The following is a 25,547-nucleotide window of genomic DNA, read 5'->3' as shown; positions in this document are numbered from 1 at the left end:
AAAGATGGATAGAAGAACCGTGGAGTTGCCATATGGAGAAAATGATTTTCCTAATCAGACATGCTGAGCCGTTACGAATTGATGATCAAAAACGTTATCTGGGGGGGCAATCCGATCCGGATCTGAGTCTTGCCGGCAGGGAGCAGGCCGAAAGGTTGGCCGAGGCATTGAAAGCGAAACAACTCCAGACCGTTTTTTCCAGCGATCTGCACAGAGCGGAACAGACAGCTGCCATCGTCGCGGCAAAGTCCCTTTGTTCACACCACATGATTGACGCTTTCCGGGAAATTAATATGGGCAAGTGGGAGGGCAAAAGCCATCAGGAAATCAGAGAAGCTTATCCGGACGATTACTGCCGCAGAGGCAATGATTTAGCCAATTTTCAGCCACCCGAAGGAGAAAGCTTATCAGACCTTCAGCGCCGAGTGCTGCCTGCATTCCTTGATGTTGTCAAGAATACGGATGGTAATCTGGCAATCGTCGCCCATGCCGGGGTCAACCGTGTCATTCTCTGTCATTTAATGGCACTGCCGCTGCAGCAGCTATTTATTATCGAACAAAATTATGCCGGTGTGAGTCTTATCCGGGTAAGTTCAGGCAGCTATCAGATCCTGGAAATTAACCAACGATACGATGATCCTACGTCCTGATTTCTTTTTTGCAGGCCAAAGTACAGGATTAAGGTAAACGGAAGGATGGTCTCTTATGGATATTTATCGTCAGATCAATAACGCGCTGAATAAAGGGAAAAAGGTGTTCATGGTAACAACACTTACCACAGGCAGCAGCGAAGACAAATGCATTTCGGTAAAACAATTTTATACGGAGGATAGCTTGGAGCAGGCTGATCTTCAGAAGACGATAGACCCGAAGATCAGGGAAGCGATCCGGATCGCTTTAGATACGGGTGAACTGCAGGTAATTACAGGACAGGCACCGGATCAAAATACTGTGGTTATTGAACCCTTCTTTCCTGAACCAGGTTTGATTATTTTTGGCGGCGGCCATATTGCCAAACCGTTATGCGAATTTGGATCGCGACTGGGTTTTTCAGTCACGGTAGTGGATGACAGATTATCGTTTGCCAATAAGCAGCGTTTCCCTGAAGCCGATCAGGTCCTCTGTGAAAGCTTTGAAACATGTTTTGAACATCTTAAATTCAATCGCTTTACCTACGTTGTAATCGTAACACGAGGGCACCGTTATGATAGCGTCTGTCTAAGAGAAATAGCAAAAAGGCAATGGGCGTATGCCGGGATGATTGGGTCACGACGGCGGGTTCAGGGTGTGAAAGAGCAACTGATCAGTGAAGGTTCCGCGAGAGAAATGATTGAAAAAGTAAATACCCCGATCGGTTTGGAAATTGGAGCCGTTACTCCCGAAGAAATTGCAATTTCAATTCTGGGACAGGTAATCAGCTATCGCCGATTGGAGAACCCACGGCTGGGACGGGAATCCGCCAAAATCAACTGGACCGAATTTGATCGGGATGTGATTGATGAATTGAGTATGGACCGACAGGACCAAAAAGCCATTGTCACCATCATCGCTACTAAGGGTTCCGTCCCGCGAAAAGCCGGTGCCAAAATGCTGGTATGGCGTGACGGAAGAATACTGGGCAGCATCGGCGGCGGCTGCAGTGAAGGAGCTGTTATCCATACGGCACGGGATATTATTCTGGACGGCGGATACCGGATCCAGCGGGTCGATATGACAGGCTCGGTGGCCGAGGATGAAGGCATGGTCTGCGGCGGTATTATGGATGTGTTGATCGAAGCTCTTTAGTTTGCTTATACTTTCTAATTTGTCTGGAATAATTGTAATATTCATTCTCTAAGAAAGGATATAATCCGCGATGGTAGATTTTTCACGTTTGTTTGAACTGCGATTAAACGGATACTGCTGCAGTCAGATCTTGCTGAAAATGGGGATGGAGGATGCGCAGCTTGAAGATAACCCGGAATTGATCCAGGCGATGCGCGGTTTGTGCGACGGGATGCAAACGGATATGGTTTGCGGTATTCTAACCAGTACCGCTTGCTTGATTGCGTTGCTGCAACCGGAAGATGCTAAGATCATCATAACCGATGTTGTTGAATGGTTTAAAAGTGAGTATGAAGAGAGCAACGGCGATATTACCTGTCAGGCTATCCTGGACGGGAATCCAATGAACCGTACAACAAAATGCCCCCATATCCTGGCGGCTACCTATGATAAAGCGATGGAGCTTATGGAAATTAACGGTCTGAAGTTATAGCCGAAAGATTCCAGATTGAATATGATGCGCAGATATACCCATGTAAACATGGATTAGAAATGCATTTGAACAAAAAGGAAAAGAAACAAAGAAAAGGATACAAACGAAAGGAAACGAAAGGAAACGAAAGGAAACGGTACGGATCATGCAGCTTAAAACAAACGGTGAAGTAATTGGATATACGACGAGTGTTTGTCCTGTATGTTTACGACAAATCGAAGCTGAGCGGCTCAAAATCGGTGACTCCGTTTATATCCGGAAGGCATGTCCGGATCATGGCCAATTCCAGTCAGTAATTTGGCGGGGCAAACCAGACTATCTCACCTGGTATCGCGAGAAAGAACCGGAATACCCAAAGGTTTCCCTGACAGAAGTAGCTAAGGGATGTCCCTATGACTGCGGGTTATGTCCCAGTCATAGTCAGCAGATCTGCTGCAGTCAGATCGAAGTGACAGAACGCTGTAATCTGCGTTGCCCGATTTGTTTTGCCGATGCCGGTAGATGCCTGGGTGAAGGACCTGAAGATAATGTTACAAAAGATCCCCCCGTGGCTGATATTGTGGATCAGTTGCGGATAATCTGGAATACGACAGGCAAATGCAATATTCAATTATCCGGCGGAGAACCGACGGTACGTGACGATTTACCGGAAATCATTACAGCAGCACGGCAATTGGGGTATACATTTTTTCAATTGAATACCAACGGCATCCGTTTGGCTGAAGATCCGGAGTATGTCAGAGCGTTAAAGGATGCCGGACTTTCAACCGTATTCCTTCAGTTTGACGGTATGAAAGATGAAATATACAGAGATTTACGGGGTAAAGATTTGTTTGCCCTCAAAGAGAAAGCGATTGATAATTGCGGTCGTAACCATCTGGGGGTGGTTTTAGTTCCGACGCTCGTACCTGGGGTTAATACAGATCAGATCGGAGAGATTGTGCGCTATGCCTTAAAAGGAATGCCGGTAATTCGCGGGGTGCATTTTCAACCGGTCAGCTATTTTGGCAGGTATCCTGAGCCTCCGGATGACAGGGATCGGATCACGCTGCCGGAGGTACTCCGGGCGTTGGAAGAGCAGACCGACGGACTGCTGAAAATGACTGATTTTGCGCCTTCAGATTGCGAAAGTGCATTATGCTCATTCCATGGCGATTTTGTCTATTTCGAAGACGGTAAACTGACCTCGTGCACCCCCAAAAAGAATACATGCTGCAGTTCGGAAAATAATCAACAGGCATCAGTGATAAAAGCGCAGAATTTTGTCGCTCAGCGATGGGAAATACAGAATAGTTCAGCTAACTGCAGTCCGGGAAATACGGGTAAGCAACCGTTAAAAGAACCTGACAGCTGGGATGCTATGCTGGACAGACTAAGGAATTACCGTCTCAGTATTACGTGTATGACCTTTCAGGATGCTGAAAATATAGATCTGGAACGCTTAAAATACTGCTGTGTTCCGGTTATCGTTAAGGGGAAAGCAATCCCGTTCTGCGCTTATAACCTTACCAGCCGTGACGGTCGTTCGCTGTATCGCGGGAAATAAGCATTAGTAAAGAAAGAAGAATCCATATCGTATCTCACTATGGGTAGAATATTCTATCACATGATGAAAGGATGAGGCTTGTGAAAATTGCAGTTGCAGTAAATGGAAATATGCCGGATAGCATTGTCTCAGAAGCATTTGAGGCAAGTGCTTTTCTGCTTGTTTCCGAGACAGATGATATGTCCTTTGAGGTTTTTGAAAATCCGGAAGGTACGAATGGGCACGGGATGGCAATGGTTAATAAGATCTTGGAACAGGATTGTGAGGCGCTGATTTCCGGCACGATCGAAGAGGATGCTTTTGAAGCACTAGCAGCGGCGCAGGTGACCCGCTATTTTGCTGCCGGTCATACAGCATTAAAGGCTTTGGCGCTTATGGATGCCTACGAACTGGATATCATTCGCGAATATAATGGAAAAGAATGGATTCCACACGATCACAGTCAAGAAACATGTGACTGCGGGCATCATGACGATGAGGCGGCAGAATAATACCATCATTTTCGGACGAATACAATTTGTTTTGAACAGCCCAGTCAAGGACAACGGAAAGAGGGATGTAGAAGGTGTGTGATCGAACGTGATAAAGACGCCTTTAGATGAATGGATAGCCGGCAAAATAGGAGTGGAACCCGGTGTGTTGAGCAAAAATGCCATCTTCAGCTATCAAATTGCTCAATTGCAGAAAACAATAACCTTGGCCAAAGATAAAAGTGCGTTTTACCGCAAAACTTTAGCCATGATTGATCCGGGAAAAATCACGGACTTCGTCCGGTTTGCTGAACTGCCGTTTACCTTTCCTCAGGATATAGCCGAAAATCCGCATGCTTTTGTCTGCACCTCGCAGAGAGAGATTGAACGGATTGTTAGCTTGCAGTCTTCGGGTACAACAGGCGCCCCCAAACGCCTGTTTTTTACAAAAGAAGATCAGGAACTGACCATCGACTTTTTTGACTATGGGATGCGTAATTTAGTAGGACCTCGGGATCGGGTCCTTATTCTGCTGCCGTGGGAACTGCCGGGGAGTGTTGGGGATCTGTTAGGCATAGCGCTGAAGAGGATGGGGGCAGTCCCAATACCCTTTGGCCCCGTTTATAATACGGCAGATGCCATTTCCTGTGCATTGCATAATCGCACCGACGCCATGGTCGGAATTCCAACACACGTATTGAGAATGGCTCGGCACCAAGAAGGAGAAAAGCTGCGAAATAGAATAAATAGCGTTCTGCTGACTACCGATTATGTCCCGCAGGCTATCTCTGAAGCTGTCGCAAATCGGTGGGGATGCAGCGTTTTCAACCATTATGGGATGACTGAAATGGGGCTTGGCGGCGGTGTTCAATGCAGTGCCCTTTTGGATTATCATCTGCGGGAAGCCGATCTCTACTTTGAAATAATCGACCCCGAAACAAGAAAGTGTGTTCCGGACGGCGAGTACGGTGAAGTTGTTTTTACGACGCTAACCCGTAACGGAATGCCGCTGATTCGTTACCGGACCGGAGATATCAGCCGTTTTCTCCCTGATCCTTGCCCCTGCGGATCAGTTTTAAGGCGGATGGAAGTGGTTCAAGGAAGAATATCCGGCAGGAAAAAAATTGCAAATAGTGATTTTTCCATTATCGATCTGGATGAGGCTCTTTTTAAACACAATGCTGTTTTAGATTACCGATGCCGGATTGAAGAGAAAAACGGCCAGGAGCATCTAAATGTCCTGATAAAGGCGACTGAAACAAATAGTGTCGATCCGCAAGAGATAACGGATATATTGCGAACAATTCCCGCTGTACAAAAAGGCCTTACAGTGGGTATTTTAGTTGTTAATATCAGCACGCATTGGGCAGACATACCAATATCTAAGGGGACAAGTAAAAGAAAAATTGAAGATCTACGCTTGGCGAAACAGTAAAGACAAGAAATCTGAACTGTATCATTTGAAAAATAAAATAGGATACAGTTTTATCAATAGTGTTTATTAATAAGGTAAACCGAGGATAAAAGAAATGGACATACTATAAACATTGAGGAGGTTAGTCCAAGAATGACAGATTATCTGAGCAGACTTTATGAAGATGAACAATTCCAAATGGCTGCGGAAGATACCTTGCGCCCAGGCGGATTGGAATTAACACGGAAAGCAATGGGAATTGCAGGATTTCCTGTCGATAGCCGCATTCTCGATATTGGCTGCGGCTGCGGCAAGACGGTCGAATTACTTATTAAGGACTACGGCATGCAAGCCATGGGGATAGATATCTCGGAGAAACTGATCCAAAAAGCCAAAAGCCAGAATAATGCACTTGAAGTCCAAGTGGGGGATGTGTATGATCTTCCTTATGCGGACCAATCGCTAAACGGTATTTTTTGCGAATGTACCTTCAGTCTCTTTGCTGATAAACCTCTGGCTTTAGCTCAAATAAACCGGGTACTTCTTCCCGGAGGTAAACTGATCGTCAGTGACTTGTATTTAAGAGAAAAGACTGGAGAATGTTCCGGCCTTCCGATGATAACCAGTGTGGACGGGATTGCGACCCGTGACGTATTGCTGACAGAGTTTACTGCGGCGGGATTTAAACTTGATGCTTGGCAGGACGAAACCACCGTCTATAAAGAGTTTATTGCCGGACTGATTATGAAATATGGCTCGTTATCCTTATTTTGGGAAAGTATCTTAGGAACCTGTGAAAAAGCCTATAGTGTAAAGGAGAGCATGAAAACAGCCAAAATTGGTTATTGTTTATCCGTGTGGGAAAAGATCAATCTACCCAATTTGTAATGATATTTTCACAATCTAAATAATAAATTGAAAAAAGTAATTTGAATCTTAAGTCGCAGTCGTCGAGATCGTTGTTTAGGAGCTCCTTGATCCGTTTAATCCGATAAAGAAATGAATTACGGTGCATGTGTTTGATAATTGCGGATTCGGCAATGGAGCAATTATTTTTTAGATAGACCTTTAATGTATCATAATAATCTGTACCGTATTTTATATCATAGTCAATTAACTTTCGCAGCATCGGGTGAAGAATATAGGACATATTCTCGTTTTCCGACAATGCTTTTAGACAATGAAGAACCGCGTAATCATGATAATGATTTAAACGGGTATCCGGTTGAAGTCGCATACAAAAATTGATGACTTCCGAAACCTGCAATAAAACATGCGGTAGCTCTTCGCTGAGGTGAAAAACAGGACTTAAGACACAATAGCCATCATTTTTTTCAAGAATACCTATAAACCGTTTGGCTACAGCCTTCGGCAGGTAAGCGTGATACTGGAGATCGATAACTGCGATAAACAGCTCTCCGCTCAGGACACATTTGGAATAAGGAATTGCTGCTTCAATGGTATAGCTGATCTCAATAACGTGGTCAGGCTTTTTTTGTGGTTCGTTAAATTGGAATAATGCGATTTGAAATTGTTTGCCTGCTTTAAAATCAAAATATTTTAATATCTGAGTTAAATCGAGACCGGGTATATTGAAATTGGATTGAATAGCACCGTTTTGTTTTTCATCCGCCAACTGTTTGTTTTTACTTGTTAAGGCCGATTGATGCAAGCGCTGGGTGATGCTATTGACAAAGAAATTAAAAAGTTGCTGGACATAGATATCAAACGGATTGTTTTTATCTTTTGTGCTATGGATCATAGCTAAGAACGCAATGGGTTTATTATCAACATAGATTGCGGATATTAGCTTGTATTTTCCGCTGATACTGGAGATCATCGCGACCGGGGAACGGGCGTCAACAATATCGTTAAATTTGTCTTGCTTATGGGATATAATTTCTGGACTGTTATTGATATACCCTTTTTTTAGGTATGTCCAGAAATCATCATCCTGGGAATCAATCATGGAGGTGGTTGCCAGGACGTTATGGTGATAATCTAAAAGACACATCGGTTCTTTGAATATTACTGCCCCAAGATCTAAGAATTCCTGTAAAGAAGCATGGTTTTTCAGTAAGCAATCCAATTTTTCTTCCCACATAGTGTATTTTTCCAAAGTGCCAAGGATAGTATTAAAGAATTTTTTAAGATTTATGTCATCAGAAACAAGAATCAGATTAATATGCGCATAGGCTTCGACGGCGTAAGCGGAAGGTTTGCCCAGACAGATAATATTTGTTTTATCGGGTATGAGTATAGGGATTGGTAGATGCTTGGACAGACAGACATAAAGACAGTCTGCGCGATATAATTCTGTTTCTGAATCTAAAAATAAAGCAGACTCGATCATCATTGCGGCATCGCTTCGGAGTGTTTTTTCGATGATATACGGTTTTATTGCATTTTCAACAGTATACATACTGATTTTCATAAAGACCCTCATTATTTATTTAATACAAATATTATAATGTTAGTCGAAATTTCTGAATAAAATGGATTTAATTAAGTGCTATATGCAATATGAAACAAACAAAGTCAATAATAATTAAACAAAAACATTATTAACTCAATGTAATTATATTTTATTTTTATTATTGCTTCAACTCAATTATTGGCAACAATAGGATAGTGACGGAAACCTGTACATTTCGCACTAAGTCATAATACTGCATAAGGCTATCTTTGTGCAGATAGAATAGTGCTCAAAAAACTCACTTCGATATAATTATTTTAGGAGAATCTATCGACTTATTTATTGCTCAAAGCAACAAAAGGGAGGAGTAGAATAAATGGCCTTAAGCAAAATGATCTTAAACATTAACGGTGTAGATCGTATGCTCATCTGCGACAAAGAAAAAGATACACTCGCCGATGTGGTAAGGCGTCTTGGGCTTACCGGAACAAAGGTAGGGTGTAAAGTGGGACAATGCGGTATCTGTTCTGTAATCCTGAATGGAGAGGTAACACGCGGCTGCATAAAAAAAATGAAAAATATCAGTGAAGGAAGTATGATCGTCACCATCGAAGGAATCGGTACCCCGACCAGCCTTCATCCGCTGCAGCAGGCATTTATTACGTATGGTGCAGTACAATGCGGTTTTTGTTCACCCGGTTTTATTGTTTCGGCTAAGGTGTTGCTGGATCAAAACAATAATCCGACACGCCAGGAAGTACGGGCTTGGTTCCAGAAAAACCATAACGCCTGTCGATGTACCGGTTACAAACCGATTGTCGATTCTGTTCTGGCTGCGGCCAAAGTGATCCGCGGCGAATGGACCATGGAAGACATTCAGTATAAAGTCCCGACTGACGGGAAAATCTACGGGACAGGATATCCACGTCCCGCCGCCTTGGCTAAAGTAACCGGCCTTTGTGATTATGGTGACGACATCGGCATGAAAATGCCCGGTGCACTTCATATTGCCGTAGTCCTGCCCGGGGTTGATCATGGCAATTTAATTTCGATCGACACCTCCGAAGCGGAGAAAATGCCCGGCGTGGAAAAAATCATTACTTATAAGGACGTTCAGGGAACAAACCGTACAATGTTCCCCTGCAGCAGTCCGCATTCTCGCTGTGACGGCTTTGACCATTATATTCTGGTGGAGAATAAAATCCTGCGCTGCGGGGATGTCGTCGCCCTGGTCGCTGCCAGGACAAGGGAAGAAGCCAGGGCAGCGGCTAAAAAGGTTGAACTGAAAATTGAAGAGCTTCCGGCCTATAAAAATATCCTGGACTCCTGTGCCGAAGGCGCAATGCAGCTTCACCCCGAGCATCCGAATATCTATGGAACCTTCCCGTTGCGGAAAGGGGAAGATACACGCAAGATCATGGAAAACTCGGACTTTGTAGTCGAGGGAAGTTTCCACTCCCAGCATGAACCACATCTGGTTTTGGAACCGGATACGGTACAGGCGTATGTTGACGAACAGGGCGTCGTAACGATTCACTGTAAGACCCTGGCCCTGTACATGAGTATTATGATGATAGCCAGAGGGATTGGGGTACCCAATGATAAAATCAGGATTATTGAAAATCCGACCGGTGCCAGCTTTGGGTATTCGGGCGGTGTTCTTACCTATGCGTTGATGGCAGTAGCCACCTTGGCAACCGGCAAACCTTGCACCATGACCCTCAGTTATGATGAGCATCAGCATATCACCGGAAAACGTCAAGGCTGTTTTAGTAACGGAAAACTGGCCTGTGATAAAAACGGCAAGCTGACAGCGCTGGAATATGAAACGGTGTTTGATACCGGTGCGTATGCTGAATTTGGTTTCCCGGTTGCAGAAGGCGGGACCCGCTATACCGGAATGACTTACTATATTCCGAACATCCGGGCATTGTCCTCGGTAGCTATTTCCAATGTTGCCATGACAGCGCCTTATCGCGCTGCGACATCGCCGCCGTGTTTCACTGTATTTGAGCACCTGATGGATATGCTGGCAGAGAAAGCTGGAATCGATCCGTTTGAATTCCGAGCTATCAACAGTTACCATGAGGGCGATACCACCAATAGCGGTCACACGTTATCTGTATACCCCTATCCGCAGATTTACGAAAAAATGCGTCCTGTCTATGAGGCGGCAATAGATTATGCCAAGAAAAACAGCACACCCCTTATGAAGATCGGCGTTGGGATATCTAACAGCTGTTATAATACCACCGGCGGGCCGGATCATGCGGAGGTGGCTTTGGAACTAAATCCGGACGGAACGGTTACTAACTTTAACACCGCCGAAGATCAGGGACAAGGAACGGACGCACACGCCCTCGTATTCACGTATGAAGCGCTAAGACCGTTAGGCCTGAAACCCGAGCAAATCAAACTCTGTATGAACGATACCGGGCTTTGCCCGAATACCGGCCCGGCAGCCGGCAGCCGCACGCACTATGTGACAGGTCGCGCCACGTTAGATGCTGCTGACAAATTGATGAAGGCAATGAAGAAAGAGGACGGCACTTTCCGTACCTATGATGAGATGGTTGCCGACGGAATTCCCACCAAATACTTGGGAGTATCCGATACGACGTCAATCACCAAACCCCTTGATCCCAATACGTGCCAGGGGAATCCTTCTGCCGAGTATATGTGGGGAACGTTTCTTTCGATGGTCGAAGTCGACACCACAACGGGAAAGACAAAGTTGCTGAAAATGCATGCCGTTGTCGACTGCGGCCCGATCGGAAATATCCTGTCCTTTGAAGGTCAGGGGTATAGCGGCATGATGCACTCTGCCGGTTATGCCCTCCGCGAACAGTATTCCGATCCGCAAAAGCATACCGGACTCGCCAATTCCGGATTTTCGTTCATCGGCGATGTTCCGGATGAGCTGTCAATCGATACCGTCGTATCCATGAGGCCCACAGGTCCGTTCGGATCTTCCGGTTGCTCCGAAGTCTTCCAGGCAGGACCGCATATGTCGGTTATCAATGCCATTTATAATGCCTGCGGGGTAAGGATTTACGAACTGCCTGCCACACCGGATAAGGTCAAAGCCGGATTGGATTTGATCGCTCAAGGCAAGACACCGCAGCCCAGAAAATATTATCTTGGCTATGATATGTGGGAAAAATTAGATGATATGGAGCAAAACCCTGTCAATCTGACGAAGAAGCCGACTGTATTCGATCATCACTAATAATTGGCAATATTCTTATAGGTGCTGCAAACCATTTTTGTTGTTCGCAGCACCTATTTTTTTCTGTACACGGATGTACAACTGCCGAACAAAGATCATCAATGACACGCAATGCCTTGTTTATTGCATACTCCCGTCGTATTCAAACTGATAATCATTGTTGTTATTGATCCGAGAAAAGGTTATGATATAAAAGGAAAATATGAACTGGATTGCCCTGAAAGGAGCCTGCTCATGCCCCATATGCTGATATTGGACGGTAACAGTCTGATTAATAGAGCTTTTTATGCGCTTCCGCCGCTGACCTCCGCGGACGGACGACCAACGAATGCGGTACATGGTTTTCTGACCATGTTGTTCAGGCTGCAAAAAGAACAGAAGCCGGACTATTGGGTGGTGGCTTTTGATAAAACGAAAGCGACTGTTCGTATCGAACAGTATGAAGGATACAAAGCCCATCGGAAGGAAACCCCTGAAACATTAAAACCACAATTTGGATATCTTAAAGACATCCTGCAGGCCATGTCCGTGCCCATCCTGGAATTGGGAGGCTATGAGGCCGATGATATTATTGCAACTGTGAATGATCTGGCGATTGCCCATGATATTAATGTCAGTATCTTTACAGGCGACAAGGACGCATTGCAGCTGATCAATCCCAGAACGAATGTATTACTAACGGTCAAAGGGATTTCCGAAGTCGAGAGCTATAACGCAGAAAGACTCTACGAAAGGTATGAATTAACCCCTGCCCAGATTATTGACTTAAAAGGCCTTATGGGCGATACCTCGGATAATATCCCCGGTATTCCGGGAGTTGGCGAAAAGACGGCATTGAAATTATTGCATGAATTTGGCTCTGTGGAGAACGTTCTGCAGAATAAAGATAAAGTATCCGGTAAGAAGTTAAATGAATTGCTGAATACCTATGCTGAGCAGGCCTTACTCAGTAAAAAGCTGGCGGCAATGATTCATGATGTTCCAGTAGAACATACGTTAGAACAGCTTCGGTGGCAAGAGCCCAACCGTGAAAACAGTAAAAAAATCCTCCATCATTATAGCCTGTATAAAGTAGCTGCTCTATTTGAACAGAGCTTAGCGGCTGTCATCGGTGGGGAAGGTGACCCGGAGAATCCTTCTCGCTCTGCCCAAAAACGTCCCGTATCGAAAAAGGACCCCGCCAATTTATCGGATATAGAACAAAAGGAATTCGGGTTATTCTCAGATAGCATCGACGATTTGGTTAGAAGTGACAATAATATAGCATCAGAAAAAGAAGCAGGTGCTGAGGATATAAATCAGCCGGAAAAGGATCTCGATGGGGAGTCATGGCTGAACCTTCTGCAACAATGGCTGGAAGAAAAGCCATTGTTGGCGCTTAGCTATCGTCACAACGGCAGTATTCATCAGGGACAATGGACGGAAATGGGTATCTGTGATGAACACTATGCCTATACATTGAAACGCTGCGATCAGCCTGTCCGTGTCTTAGCGCTTTGGGACGAAATATTAGCGGATGACACTATCCGAAAAATCGTTGCCGACAGTAAAAGTCTATATTCTTTAATGGGTAACGAAGGAAAACAGTTGGCAGGGATTGATTTGGATCTTAGCTTAGCTTCTTACTTACTTAACCCCAGTCGAACAAACTTCAGCGTCTGCGAATTACTGCGTGATCATATCACCGATTTATTCTCATTAACCCCTGCCCGTGAAGCGTCATTGCTGCGGAAAATGGCATCTAAGCTTGCAGAGGAGATAGCAGAAAACGGCATGGAAAAGCTGCTGCATGAGATTGAAGAACCTCTAAGCAAAATCCTCGCGCAAATGGAAAAAACGGGGATTGCAGTAGATAAAGCGATGCTCAGCGAATTCGGTTCCGAATTGGATCACAATATATGTGCATGCGAGACAGAAATCTATCATTTGGCTGGTGAAAATTTCAATATCAACTCTCCGCAGCAGCTAGGCAAAATCCTCTTTGAAAATCTGGGTCTGCCGCCGCTTAAAAAGACCAAAACAGGTTATTCTACTGACGCCGAGACATTAGAGGAATTATTGCCGGAGCATCCAATCATCGAAAAGCTTCTTAATTACAGGCAGCTTGTCAAGTTGAATTCGACCTATGTGAAAGGACTTTTGGCACAGATTCGTGACGACAAGATTCATACGACCTTTCAACAGACGGTAACCGCAACAGGCAGATTATCCAGTACGGAGCCTAATCTTCAGAATATCCCGATTCGCCTGGAAGAAGGACGTAAGCTGCGGAAGGTATTTCGGCCGGGCAACACGGATTGGGTGCTGTTTTCCGCGGATTATTCACAGATCGAATTACGTATCCTTGCGCATTATTCGAAAGACCCTATTCTTTGCCAATCGTTTATATCCGAAGAAGATGTTCACCGCCGGACGGCAGCCGAAGTCTTTGGGGTGCCGCTTGAGTCAGTGACAAAGGATATGCGTCGTAAAGCGAAAGCGGTCAATTTTGGACTGATGTATGGCTTAACGGATTTCGGGTTGGCGCGAGACCTGGCAATATCCCGCAAAGAAGCAAAATATTATATTACCCAGTACTTTGAACGCTACCAGGGGGTAAACCGTTATCTTGAAGAAGCTGTTATTGAAGCGAAGGAAAACGGGGAAATACGGACACTCTTAAACCGGCTGAGGAAAATACCGGAACTGGCTCACCCCAACCGTATGACACGGCAGTTTGGCGAGCGTATCGCTAAAAATTCTCCTATCCAGGGAACAGCTGCGGATATTATGAAAATTGCCATGATCAAAGTAGATGAAGCCCTGAAAGGGTTGCAGGCAGATATGCTTTTACAGGTTCACGACGAGCTTGTTATCCAAATTGCACCGGATGAACTGGCTGAAGCGGCAAACAAAGTGATTCAGGCAATGGAAGGCGCTTATCCATTAGCAGTGCCGTTGGTTGTTGACTGCAAGGTGGGGAATAACTGGTATGATATGGTTCCATATACAGTTTAATTGATCCTTTTCCCTTTGATATTGTTGCTGTCATGGCTGATAAGGACTCGTAAAACCGGGTGGGAGGTGTGTACAGTATGCCTGAATTGCCTGAAGTTGAAACAGTGCGGTTAACACTCGCCACAAAAATTATTGGACAACGGATTGTTGATATCGATATACGCTGGCTGCCAGCAGTGATAACCATGGGAAGTGACGATGCCGGGGATTTTGTTAGTCACTTGAGAGACAGTGTTGTAGAAAGCCTGGACAGGCGCGGTAAATACCTGCTAATCAATGTCAGTAAGGGAATGACGCTGATTGTTCATTTCCGAATGACGGGGCGGTTGGTATATTACCCGGATAAGCACCCACCGGCTAAACATACCCACGTGGTTTTCTATCTTGAGGACGGGGAACTGCACTATTCGGATACCCGTAAATTCGGACGAATCCAACTGGTGCCCTCACATCAGGTTACCTGTCTGGCGTGTTTAGCCAAGCTCGGTCCCGAACCGTTGGCCGAGTTATTTACGTTTGATCAGCTTGGATTACGGCTGGCTCGCAAGAAGAGTACGATTAAAGCAGCCATCCTGGATCAGTCCGTTGTGGCCGGTTTAGGGAACATCTATGCCGATGAAGCGTTATTCAGGGCAGGCATATCCCCTTCCCGGAGTACCCAGTCATTAAAGGTATCCGAAATCATCCTGCTGTATCATGCCATTTGCGACGTACTTACCATGGGGATCGCAGCGAGAGGGACGTCTTTTCGAGATTACCGCGATGGTGACGGGAGCAGGGGTTCTTTCCAGGATAATTTGATGGTCTATGGACGAAGCGGCAAAAAGTGCAAGATATGTGGGACTGCGCTGGAAAAAACAAGAATCATCGGCAGAACGACAGTATACTGTCCGGAATGTCAGAAGTAAATAATAAAAATCATCGAGGAGCATTTGAATACGAGGATGAGCATATTATTTTGCAGTCATATGGACATCGAAGTGGCGGGAAGTCCGCTGCTTAAGGATATATCTTTTCGTTTGGAAAAAGGGATGAAGGCAGGATTAGTCGGTGCCAACGGGGCAGGAAAAACAACATTGCTGCGCGCTCTGCTTGGGGAAATCGGCAAAGAAAAGGGAGATATCCATTGGGAAGGAACTGTCGGCTATTTGCCGCAGACTCCGGAAGCATTTGCTGAAGAGGGAACAGTTTTTGATCTGATGCTGATGGAACGTCAGGATATACTGGAGATGCGGAATAACCTTCGTTATCTGGAAATAAGCATGGCTAACAACGCCGAAGAAAAGATTTTGCACCAGTACGGAAGACTTACCGAACGCTACGAACGGGAAGGCGGCTATGCTCTTGAAGCCCGGGTTCGTAAAATCCTTTTCGGGTTAGGACTGGAAGAGCAGCAGAATAAAAGTGCGGCGCATCTCAGCGGGGGGCAGAAAACCAGACTGGCGCTGGGCAAACTTTTACTGCGTGATCCCGACACACTGATCATGGACGAACCGACCAATCATCTGGATATAGAAGCCCTGGAATGGCTGGAAGGCTATTTGACAGAATATGCCGGTGCCGTTCTTATCGTTTCCCATGACCGCTATTTCATCGATAAGATAGTCGACCGGATTTTCCTAATCGAAGAAGGGAATTTGAAATCCTATGAAGGCAATTATTCGGAATTCGAGCTGCAGCGTCAGGTGGAAAAAATTACATTGACCAGAGAAGCAGAACGTGTCAATAAAAAGATAGCTGACTTGGAAGCCTATATCCTGCGTCATGGCGCTGGTATCAAAGCAAAGCAGGCTCGCGGCAGAGAGTCAATGCTTAAGCGGATTACACCAGTGACCGCACCAAAGACAACGAAGACATTGACTATAAATTTTCACACGAAAGAACGTTCGGGCAATGTCGTATTAACCGTAGATGACTTAGCCGTTAAATATACGCAGAAGCCTGTTTTTGAACATGTCAACCTTGAACTGCGGCGTGGAGATAAGGTGGCTGTGCTCGGAAGAAACGGTGCAGGGAAAACGACCCTTTTAAAAACCATAATGGGCCAAATTCCGTACAGTGGGACACTTAAGATCGGTGCCAATGTATCGGTCAGCTATTATTCCCAGGAGCATGAGGATGTTGGACAAAGAGAGTCTGTCATTGATGAGATTCGCTATGCATGCCAGCTGGACGATCCGGAAATCCGCAGTATCCTGGCGCGTTTTGGTTTCCGGAGCGAAGATGTTTTTAAACCCGTCAGCGGGCTGAGCGGCGGTGAAAAAAGCAGACTGGCTTTATGCAAACTATTCCTAAACCAAGGTAATTTGCTTCTATTAGATGAACCCACCAACCATTTGGATATGGAAACACGGGAAGTGCTTGAAGAAGTTCTCCGGGAGTATAATGGCACGATTCTGACAGTATCTCATGATCGTTACTTTCTGGACCGGATCGCCAATAAGATAGCCTGCCTAACCCGGGAAGGGTTAAGAATTTATGAGGGAGATTATACCTATTACCGCGAAATGATTGAAAGAGAGAATGCGAATAAAGCACCGGGAATAGGTAACCTCTCCGATTCAAAGAAGAACGCATCTGATCCTAAAGAAAACCACGACGCCAGGATTTTTCGCGAAGAATCTAAACAGGCTAAACGGATGGAGAAGAAAATCAAACAAATTGAAGAAAGAATTGATGAAACGGAGATTGTCCTTAAAGAATTGGAGAGCAAGCTCCATGCGGCTGCGTCGGATTATGAATTAACACTATGTCTGCATCAAGAATATGAATCAGCACGGCTAGAACTTGACGCGTTAATGGAAGAATGGATGGCTTACCAGGAATAAATGGAACAACTCACCAAACCCAGAGATTGACCATATATTATCCCGAAGTAATACTTAAGGGGTAAAAGAATATGGGTATGGCGTTGGTCATTGCGTTGGCTTTGAGTTTGGACGGTTTCGGTGTGGGGATGGCTTATGGCTTAAAAAGGATCCGAATTCCTCTGAGTTCTCTGGTGATCATTGGTTCGTGTACAGCACTAGCCATGGGAATATCAATGTTGTTCGGTAATTTGATTACACCGTATTTCAAGGTGATCCAACCGGGGGTTCTAGGGGCTGTTGTCTTGATTGCCATTGGTATTTACCAACTGGTCCAGGCTGTTCGGAGCAGTGAGGCACTGATGAAATCCGCACCTGCCATGAGCGCTGGTGTGTATGCGGTAGAAAACATCCCGTTGCAAGCAGAGACCAATGAGGAATCCAAGGCATGTAACCCCTATAAAACAATAGTCAGTATCCATTTTTTCGGACTTATCATCCAGGTGTTGCAAACACCCGATGCAGCTGATATTGACGGTTCAGGAATTATCACCATCAACGAAAGTATTCTGCTTGGCGTAGCCTTGGCTTTAGATGCCTTTGTATCCGGGATGGCGGCGTCGATGGCAGGTATATCTTTATACGCCATTGCTTTCGTAGCGTTACTGCAGGTCATGATGATCTTTACAGGGCAAATATTAACAGGAAAGCTGCCAGCCAACCTGCTGTCCAAAGCAAAATACCTGCCGGGATTTGTTTTGATTCTTATTGGTACATTAAAGCTTTTTTAAGGATTCACATGGTATAATAATAATAAAATTATCAAGCATAATTAGCCATTGATACGCGTGGGTTTTAAACATAAGCCTAAGGGAATAAAACAGGTTTCTGTATCGTGTGAATAATCCTTAAAGACAAGCAGGAGATAATATGATCAGGATAGGACTGACAGGCGGTATCGGCAGTGGAAAAACGAGCGTCTCCAAATGGTTTGCGCAGAAGGGCATTCCGGTTTTTGATGCCGACCAAGTGGTTCATCAGCTCTATGCGGACAAAGATGGGAAGCTTGTAACGGAAATAGGCAAGTTGTTTGGCGCAGATTGTATTGCTGATGGAAGAATAGACCGCTATGCTCTCGGACAAGTTGTATTTAATAACCCGGATGCGCGGGCTGAATTGGAAGCGCTCGTTCACCCACGCGTTATGGATGAGATGTTAAAACAATGCCAAGAAGCAGAATTAGCCGGTAATAAAATGATGATCATCGAAATCCCGCTTCTGCTGGAAAAAGGGTTTGATAAGCGTATTGATGAAGTATGGGTCGTTTATGTCCCGTCTGAAATTCAAATAAAACGATTGATGCAAAGAAACAATATGACCCGGGAAGAAGCCGTGTTACGGATCAATTCTCAAATGCCGCTGGCTCAGAAGAAGGAAATGGCACATATCGTGATCGATAACTCAGGAAGCTGGGCGGAAACAGAAAAGCAGCTTGACGATCTCTGGAGGAAGTACACATAATTAGTTGCGCTGTCGGCATATATATCACTATAATGCGAGTACCTTGTCAACCCTAAATCTATATATCCTGACGGCAGATTTCTTGTAATACTGCGTTGTCCTCACTCTCCATACGCTCGGTATGCATCGATCCTTCGCCTTGTCTTACAAGAAATCTGCTCGTCATTATATTACAGCTTTAAGGTTGACAAGGTACTAGCCAAGGTCAATCCATACTCTATCAAATAGGATGATGTGTTTTGTTTGTTTCCAAGAAGAAAATTGTTAGGGCAATAACAATTATTTTTTTATTGTTCTTTGTCTTTTCCGTCTGGAAAAGTGAAATAGTCGGAAGGATCTTTTATCCTTTCCCATATAAAAGCATGGTCGAAAAATACGCAGCAGAAAACGATATCGATCCGTTACTGGTTATTGCTGTTATTCGCGAGGAAAGCCGTTTCATCCCCAAGTCTAAATCAGCCAAAGGGGCAGTAGGTCTTATGCAGTTGATGCCGAATACAGCCCAAGACATAGCGAAAAAACTGGGTGAAAACTTCGAACAGATCAATTTAAACGATCCGGACACGAATATACGCTATGGCACATGGTACCTCGCTCAGTTAGAAAAGGAATTCTCGGGTAATTTAGTACTTACCCTTGCATCGTATAATGCCGGGATTGGCAGGGTAAAAGGTTGGTTAAGTGAATACCCGAAAGCTACGGGTGCTTACCAGATCGAGGATATTCCTTTCCCAGAAACAGAAGACTATGCCACAAATGTGCTTAAAGCCTATCATCAGTATAAGGATCTGTATGGTAATTAATAATTGACACAAATTTTGGTATATGATAAACTAATTTGTTATTTTGCCTTTTTCGTGATATAATTACATCAGAAAGATCAATGGGGGCAAATGACATGTTTATAAAAGGGGATAAAGTACTATACCCGTTGTATGGGACCTGTATTATTGAAGATATTGTAAAAAATCAAATATTAGGGGATATGAAATTGTGCTATACCATCAGTATACCGAAGGAAAGGATGCAGGTTTCTATCCCTGTTGATCGTGCGGATACCTTAGGCATCCGGTATCTGGTTGACTCTGAAGTCATTGAAACGATTTTAACCGGTTTCTATGCCGAAAAAACAGATCCGGTCATGTTTGAGAACCAACGCTATTGCAGTGAACTTAATAAGAAGAAAATAAAAAGCGGCGATATTTTCTTGGAACGGGAAATTATTCGCGATTTGACCCGGAAAAGACTCTTTAATAAACTTGGAAATGATGATACCAAGATGTTGAATAATGCCTGTCAAGTCTTTATCAGCGAAATGATGGAAGTCAAAGGACTGGCGCATGAAGAGGCTGTTCAGATCCTGGATGATGTTATCGAAAAATGCAGTTAGTCAACGTGTTCGTTCAAAATGCAAAATTTTCTAAAACAGATTGACTCGGTTTTATATTTGCGTTATAATTACTTATGCTCGTTAGTATTGTGGATGGATTTACGTACGACTTTCTGAAAGCCTAAAGCTTAGGAAGCACGAAACTTCCCTGGCAACGGGCAATATATTCAGGAGGTTTTTTTTAATGTTTGAAGACAAAGTGTTAACCTGTAAGGAATGTGGAGCCGAGTTTACTTTTTCTGCGTCAGAACAAGAATTCTATGCTGAAAAAGGCTTCACCAATGAACCTGGCCGCTGCCCGGCTTGCCGTGCTGCAAGAAAAGCTCAAACCAGAGGCAATAGTGGTTATGGCCGTCAACAGCGCGAAATGTTCCCTGCAGTCTGTGCCGCTTGTGGACAGGAAACAACTGTTCCTTTCCAACCGTCAGGCGATAAGCCGGTATATTGCCGTGATTGCTTCCAGTCTCGGAAAAGCAACTGGTAAGAATATATCCCTGTAAAGCAATAAGCAACCTTCCCGGGCTTCTGGGAAGGTTTTTTATTTAATAGACCAATTCTTTTGAAAAAAGATACACTATGAAAATGAAATAAACTTCTTCGTCGTATTAAATAACCCGATGAAGAAGTTTATTATGCATTGGAATGCAGTATAGGTTAACTTGTCATAAAATTCTATTCTATTCTTAATAAGATGACGATGTTGTGGTTAATACAGCACCTTCAGAGTCTACGTCCAGTGCCATTGTCACAGAGCTTAGGGAATGCTTGCTTAACACCGCTTTCATTGTCTCGGCAACCGTGTCTACATTGCCGTCGGGGCAGAAGGCGATCAAGGTAGGGCCTGAGCCGCTAAGGGCTGCACCATAAGCACCGGCTTCAACCGCTGAGTTTAGTGCATCTGTCATCCCTGGGATCAGAGACGCTCGCTGGTTCTGGTGGATCTTATCTTGAGTTGCTACAGCCAGCAAAGAATACTCTTCATTAATGAAGGCATCAACTAAGAGACCGACACGGGAAGCATTATAAATGACATCGGCACGGGATACGCTGGCTGGAAGTATCTTCCGTGCTTTCTCCGTTTCTACCAGGATATCCGGTATGACAACAACTGACTTGAATAATGGATTTTTTGCCAGGCATCTGGGAATAAGAACATCTTTTGTCATGACAGTCAACGTGATCCCACCGCAGATAGCCGGCGTAACATTGTCCGGATGCCCTTCGATCTCCGAAGCAAGTTTGAGCAGTTCAAAACGATCCAGCGGATTACCGGCAACCGCATTGGCAATCATCAGACCGCCGACGACAGCAGTCGAACTGCTGCCAAGACCGCGAGCCGGCGGTACACAGCTATCAAGCGTAATCCTTAAAGGGGTAGGTGTATAATCAATCTTTTTCCAAAGACGGCATGCGGTGCGCCATAATAAATTTCTTTCATCAGTGGGTATGTTTTGGGTATAGGTCCCTTTGAGGATAAACTCCAGTTTATCGCTCTTTTCTGCATAAAAGTTATTGTACAACGTTAATGCCAGTCCCATGCAATCAAAGCCAGGACCTAAATTTGCTGAAGTCGCGGGTACTTTTACGTGAAACATCATTTCCTCCAAAGTATTACGGCAGGTTACCATGATGAGGTTAACATATAGAATGCTGATTCTATACGGACATGGTATTCGGTGTGCCAAGTTGTGTTGTTTTGCCAGAAAGTAATCGTGCTTTCTTTTCACGCTAAGCGTATCGAAGGCTGGTGCCAAAGCATGGCACCAGCCAGGATTTCTTAATAAATTCTAACCCATTCGTCGCCGGAAGTAAACTAGAAAATGTGTCGTATTAGTACCATGTTAACCCTAAATCTTATATATCCTGACGGCAGATTTTTTGTAATACTGCGTTGTCGTCAATCCCCATACGCTCGGTATGACTCAATCCTCCGCCTTGTCTTACAAAAAATCTGCTCGCCATTATATTATAATTTTAGAGTTAACAAGGTACTAGATTGCATTTGTTTCAAACCGGAGGACATTATATACTTTATCCAGTTTATCGTATGCATTGACAGAGTGCAGGGCTTGTTGGAGCTGCCCCTCTCGGCAGGGGTGAGTCACCAGGACGATTTCGGCGCTCTTGTCCTGTCTTGGTTTCTGGATAATCGAGTTAAAACTAATCCCCGCTTCGGCAAAGAATAAAGCGAGAGTCGCAAATACTTTGGGCTCATCTTTCACTTTTAAGCGGATATAATAGCCGGTGGTGAAATTATCGCGTGCAATAATGGGATAATGATTATAACAGCTGCAATTCAAGATACCCTCTGATCCGGCATTCATGTTTCGGGTGATCTGAATGATATCCGCGACGACGGAGCTTCCGGTTGGATAGGCGCCTGCACCTTTCCCATAAAACATCGTTTCGCCGATGGCATCCCCTGTGACATAAATGGCGTTATAGACACCATTGATATTCGCTAATGGATGGCGCTTAGGAAGAATAGCAGGGTGCACGCGGACTTCTACACCGCTTTCTTGATGTTTGCCTATAGCTAAAAGCTTGATCACACAGCCTAATTCATCGGCATACCGGATATCGGCTGAAGATATGTTTGAAATTCCCTCGGCATAGACATCATGAAACGTTACGCGTGTGTTGAAAGCAAGAGAGGCGAGGATCGCCAGTTTTCGACCGGCATCAAGCCCTTCGACATCAGAGACAGGATCTGCTTCAGCATAGCCTAATTCCTGCGCTTCTTTCAATACATCGGCAAAATCCCGCCCCTGTTCGGTCATTGCGGATAGGATATAGTTAGTCGTGCCATTGATAATCCCCACCAGGGAAGTGATTTTATTGGCGGTTAATGATTGGCGGAGTGCGGCAATAATCGGGATCCCGCCGGCGACACTGGCCTCGAAATACAAATCGCGGCCATTCACTCTTGCTGCTTCCAGCAACTCTTCACCGGATTCAGCCAGCAAATCTTTATTTGCCGTTACGACATTTTTGCCGTTATTTAAAGCCTGAAGGATATAAGAGCGAGCGGGTTCAATACCACCGATAAGCTCAACAACAATATCGATTTCCGGGTCTTCCAGTATCTCATTCGGGTCATTGGTCAGAGTGATATGCTCTGCTCCCGGTCTTTGCTTACGGATATCCCGGACTAACGCTTTTTTAATAACTATTTCCGTATTGGAACGTGTAGAAATGTCATAGCGATTATTTTCAAGAATAGCGGCGGTACCCGAACCGACAGTACCAAACCCAAGCAATCCTATAGTAATTTTTCTCATAGTCTGACCTCCTCATATTAAATCCTCTGTAGGTGCACATATGTATTTATATAGTGGACATTATACCAAGGCAATCCTATTTTGACAAGGTAGTTTCACAGAATTTACTTGGATTTAGCCATTAAATTTCCTATTATATTACCTATTATATTACCTGAAAAGAAGAAAGAATACCTCGTGTACTGTCTCGCTGACAATTAGGTTTGCTGAAAATTTATTCGGCGCAGTAATTCCAAATATCTACGAGACAGTACACTAGTGTACCTTAACACTGTAATCACCTCAATTGGTACGGTGATTTTGTATCAATAATATTCGATAATTTCAAGTAAATTAGCGAGGGAAGTATTGACATGGAAAACTGTATCATATACACTAGGACTAATTATCGGTTGTGTTATAACACAGTTAATGAGAGGTTGCCTGTTTTTTTAACAGACCACCACCAGATGTGATATAATTTATTAGATAAGACACTACTATGATACCATAATTGAAATAGAAAGGATGCTCTTTATGAACAGTGACTTAATTAAAACAGGAATTGATAGGGCACCGCAACGGTCACTTTTGAGGGCGCTTGGACTAACAGATCGCGAGATTACAAAACCGATCATCGGTGTTGTTAATTCATTTAATGAATTTGTTCCCGGTCATATGCATCTCCGTCAATTGGCAGAGGCTGTAAAAGCGGGAGTTCGCGAAAACGGCGGGACGCCGCTCGAATTCTCAACAATTGGGGTGTGTGACGGCATAGCCATGGGACATACCGGCATGCATTTTTCCTTGGCCAGCCGCGAGTTGATAACCGATTCTGTTGAAATTATGGCCAGAGCCCACGCAGTGGATGCGTTGGTATTCATACCCAGCTGTGACAAAATTGTCCCCGGTATGCTGATGGCTGCAATGCGGCTGAACCTCCCGTCAATAGTCATCAGCGGAGGCCCAATGCTTCCGGGCCGTCATGAAGGAAAGACGGTGGATTTTATCACCGTCTATGAAGGTGTCGGTAAGGTTGTTAGTGGTCAAGAAGGTGAAGAATGGCTGCAGGGACTGGAGAAAACAGCTTGCCCGACATGTGGTTCCTGTGCCGGCATGTTTACGGCCAATTCGATGAATTGCCTGACAGAAGCTATAGGCATGGCCTTGCCTGGAAACGGCACGATCCCGGCTGTCTATTCGGATAGAATCAGACTGGCTAAAGAGAGTGGTTACCAGGTCATGGAACTGTTAAGAAACGATATTCGCCCGCGAGATATTGTGACGAAAACGGCCATTATGAACGGGATAGCTGCGGATATGGCTCTTGGCTGTTCAACCAATACCATTCTTCATCTGCCTGCCATTGCTTATGAAGGGGATATTGCCTTTGACTTGGCGGATATTAATACGATCAGTGATAAGACACCTCAAATATGCAAATTGAGTCCTGCCGTCGGCGGGCACTATTTAGTGGATTTGAATGAGGCGGGCGGTATCAGCGCCGTGCTTAAGAGCCTCATTGAAGCGGGTTTATTTGACGGCTCCGGAATGACAGTATCCGGCTGTTCAATGACTGAAAGACTTAAAAACGCCGAGGTTAAGAATTCACAGGTTATCCGACCGCTTAATGATCCGTATTCCCACGAAGGCGGTTTGCGTGCCTTATTTGGTAATTTCGCCCCGGAAGGAGCTGTCATTAAAGTAGGTGCTTTGGCAGACCGGAATATCGTTTTTGAAGGAGCAGCCAAGGTCTATGACGGGGAGGATGCAGCGGCCGAAGCGATACGCAGTGGTGTCATTCAAGCCGGCGATGTCTGTATCATTCGTTATGAAGGACCAAAAGGCGGTCCGGGGATGAGAGAAATGCTTGGACCGACGGCGATGCTAGCCGGTATGGGGCTGGATTCATCTGTCGCCCTTCTCACAGACGGACGGTTTTCCGGAGGGAGCCGAGGTCTATCGATCGGACATATATCGCCGGAAGCCGCTTTAGGTGGCGAAATCGCTTTCATAGAAAATGGCGACATTATTCGTATTGATTTAGCCAATAGAACGATTGATTGGCTGCTGCCGGAGGAACAAAAGATAGAGAGAAGAAAGAATTATTCGTCGGAGAAAGGTTTGGAAAGAACGAATCAAATCGCCGGCCGTACAGGATATCTCGGGCGTTACGTCCGCTTTGTACAATCTGCCAACAAAGGAGCAGCATTCCGAACAGTTAAGGGGGACTCGTAAAT

General features: G+C 44.8%; 20 protein-coding genes. 17 read left to right on the top strand and 3 right to left on the bottom strand.

The genetic code is table 11. The annotated features are described in order from the left end of the window. Positions 1–32: 32 nt before the first annotated feature. The 7 genes from LPY66_RS12345 to trsM all read left to right on the top strand — a co-directional run bounded on the left by LPY66_RS12345 (position 33) and on the right by trsM (position 6,575). Positions 33–650, top strand: a complete 618-nt coding sequence (locus LPY66_RS12345; RefSeq protein WP_337984631.1) for a histidine phosphatase family protein — start codon at positions 33–35, stop codon at positions 648–650. Positions 651–705: 55 nt separating this feature from the next. After that, positions 706–1,785 (top strand): XdhC/CoxI family protein, encoded by a 1,080-nt coding sequence (locus LPY66_RS12340; protein ID WP_337984630.1) that lies wholly within the window; start codon positions 706–708, stop codon positions 1,783–1,785. A gap of 70 nt (positions 1,786–1,855) precedes the next feature. Further along, positions 1,856–2,257 carry a DVU_1555 family C-GCAxxG-C-C protein gene (locus LPY66_RS12335; RefSeq protein ID WP_337984629.1) on the top strand — a complete coding sequence of 134 codons (402 nt, stop codon included), beginning with the start codon at positions 1,856–1,858 and terminating at the stop codon, positions 2,255–2,257. Positions 2,258–2,402: 145 nt separating this feature from the next. Then, a complete protein-coding gene (gene trsS, locus LPY66_RS12330; RefSeq protein ID WP_337984628.1) occupies positions 2,403–3,803 on the top strand; it encodes a radical SAM (seleno)protein TrsS in 1,401 nt (466 codons plus the stop codon). Between the two features lie 80 nt (positions 3,804–3,883). Then, positions 3,884–4,294: a NifB/NifX family molybdenum-iron cluster-binding protein gene (locus LPY66_RS12325; RefSeq protein ID WP_337984627.1), complete on the top strand. Its 411-nt coding sequence runs from the start codon at positions 3,884–3,886 to the stop codon at positions 4,292–4,294. A gap of 88 nt (positions 4,295–4,382) precedes the next feature. Continuing rightward, positions 4,383–5,708: a DVU_1553 family AMP-dependent CoA ligase gene (locus LPY66_RS12320; protein ID WP_337984626.1), complete on the top strand. Its 1,326-nt coding sequence runs from the start codon at positions 4,383–4,385 to the stop codon at positions 5,706–5,708. A gap of 132 nt (positions 5,709–5,840) precedes the next feature. Next, positions 5,841–6,575 (top strand): DVU_1556 family methyltransferase, encoded by a 735-nt coding sequence (trsM, locus tag LPY66_RS12315; protein ID WP_337984625.1) that lies wholly within the window; start codon positions 5,841–5,843, stop codon positions 6,573–6,575. Here trsM and LPY66_RS12310 read toward each other — a convergent pair. After that, positions 6,556–8,121: a PucR family transcriptional regulator gene (locus LPY66_RS12310; protein ID WP_337984624.1), complete on the bottom strand. Its 1,566-nt coding sequence runs from the start codon at positions 8,119–8,121 to the stop codon at positions 6,556–6,558. The genes trsM and LPY66_RS12310 overlap by 20 nt on opposite strands. Before the next feature lie 358 nt (positions 8,122–8,479). On the opposite strand from LPY66_RS12310, the gene LPY66_RS12305 reads away from it, so the two are divergent. The 9 genes from LPY66_RS12305 (at position 8,480) to LPY66_RS12265 (ending at position 20,531) form a co-directional block, all read left to right on the top strand. Next, a complete protein-coding gene (locus tag LPY66_RS12305) occupies positions 8,480–11,332 on the top strand; it encodes a molybdopterin-dependent aldehyde oxidoreductase (protein ID WP_337984623.1) in 2,853 nt (950 codons plus the stop codon). A gap of 234 nt (positions 11,333–11,566) precedes the next feature. Further along, on the top strand, positions 11,567–14,329 hold the full coding sequence (polA, locus tag LPY66_RS12300) for a DNA polymerase I (protein ID WP_337988083.1): 2,763 nt from the start codon (positions 11,567–11,569) through the stop codon (positions 14,327–14,329). 77 nt (positions 14,330–14,406) lie between these two features. Next, on the top strand, positions 14,407–15,237 hold the full coding sequence (gene mutM / locus LPY66_RS12295) for a bifunctional DNA-formamidopyrimidine glycosylase/DNA-(apurinic or apyrimidinic site) lyase (RefSeq protein ID WP_337984622.1): 831 nt from the start codon (positions 14,407–14,409) through the stop codon (positions 15,235–15,237). 60 nt (positions 15,238–15,297) lie between these two features. Next, positions 15,298–17,157 (top strand): ABC-F family ATP-binding cassette domain-containing protein, encoded by a 1,860-nt coding sequence (locus LPY66_RS12290; protein WP_443112432.1) that lies wholly within the window; start codon positions 15,298–15,300, stop codon positions 17,155–17,157. A gap of 71 nt (positions 17,158–17,228) precedes the next feature. Continuing rightward, the gene (locus LPY66_RS12285; RefSeq protein WP_337984620.1) at positions 17,229–17,927 is read left to right on the top strand and encodes a manganese efflux pump; all 699 of its coding nucleotides are present in this window, start codon (positions 17,229–17,231) and stop codon (positions 17,925–17,927) included. A 139-nt stretch (positions 17,928–18,066) separates the two neighbouring features. Further along, on the top strand, positions 18,067–18,657 hold the full coding sequence (gene coaE / locus LPY66_RS12280) for a dephospho-CoA kinase (RefSeq protein ID WP_337984619.1): 591 nt from the start codon (positions 18,067–18,069) through the stop codon (positions 18,655–18,657). A 362-nt stretch (positions 18,658–19,019) separates the two neighbouring features. Further along, complete coding sequence (locus LPY66_RS12275; RefSeq protein WP_337984618.1) at positions 19,020–19,460, top strand: lytic transglycosylase domain-containing protein; 441 nt, start codon at positions 19,020–19,022, stop codon at positions 19,458–19,460. Positions 19,461–19,555: 95 nt separating this feature from the next. Continuing rightward, a complete protein-coding gene (locus LPY66_RS12270) occupies positions 19,556–20,047 on the top strand; it encodes a CarD family transcriptional regulator (protein ID WP_337984617.1) in 492 nt (163 codons plus the stop codon). 184 nt (positions 20,048–20,231) lie between these two features. Then, complete coding sequence (locus tag LPY66_RS12265) at positions 20,232–20,531, top strand: zinc-ribbon domain containing protein (RefSeq protein ID WP_337984616.1); 300 nt, start codon at positions 20,232–20,234, stop codon at positions 20,529–20,531. Between the two features lie 199 nt (positions 20,532–20,730). On the opposite strand, the gene thrB is transcribed toward LPY66_RS12265, so the two are convergent. Further along, the gene (gene thrB / locus LPY66_RS12260; RefSeq protein WP_337988082.1) at positions 20,731–21,642 is read right to left on the bottom strand and encodes a homoserine kinase; all 912 of its coding nucleotides are present in this window, start codon (positions 21,640–21,642) and stop codon (positions 20,731–20,733) included. 396 nt (positions 21,643–22,038) lie between these two features. After that, positions 22,039–23,328 (bottom strand): homoserine dehydrogenase, encoded by a 1,290-nt coding sequence (locus LPY66_RS12255; protein WP_337984615.1) that lies wholly within the window; start codon positions 23,326–23,328, stop codon positions 22,039–22,041. Between the two features lie 516 nt (positions 23,329–23,844). Between LPY66_RS12255 and ilvD the strand changes: the two genes are divergently transcribed. Then, a complete protein-coding gene (gene ilvD / locus LPY66_RS12250; RefSeq protein ID WP_337984614.1) occupies positions 23,845–25,545 on the top strand; it encodes a dihydroxy-acid dehydratase in 1,701 nt (566 codons plus the stop codon). Positions 25,546–25,547: the final 2 nt, after the last annotated feature.

Origin of the sequence: Dehalobacter sp. DCM (assembly GCF_024972775.1) — a bacterium.
Taxonomy (GTDB): domain Bacteria; phylum Bacillota; class Desulfitobacteriia; order Desulfitobacteriales; family Syntrophobotulaceae; genus Dehalobacter.
Note: the sequence above shows the minus strand (reverse complement) of the source record. Positions and strands in the feature narration are given on the sequence as shown.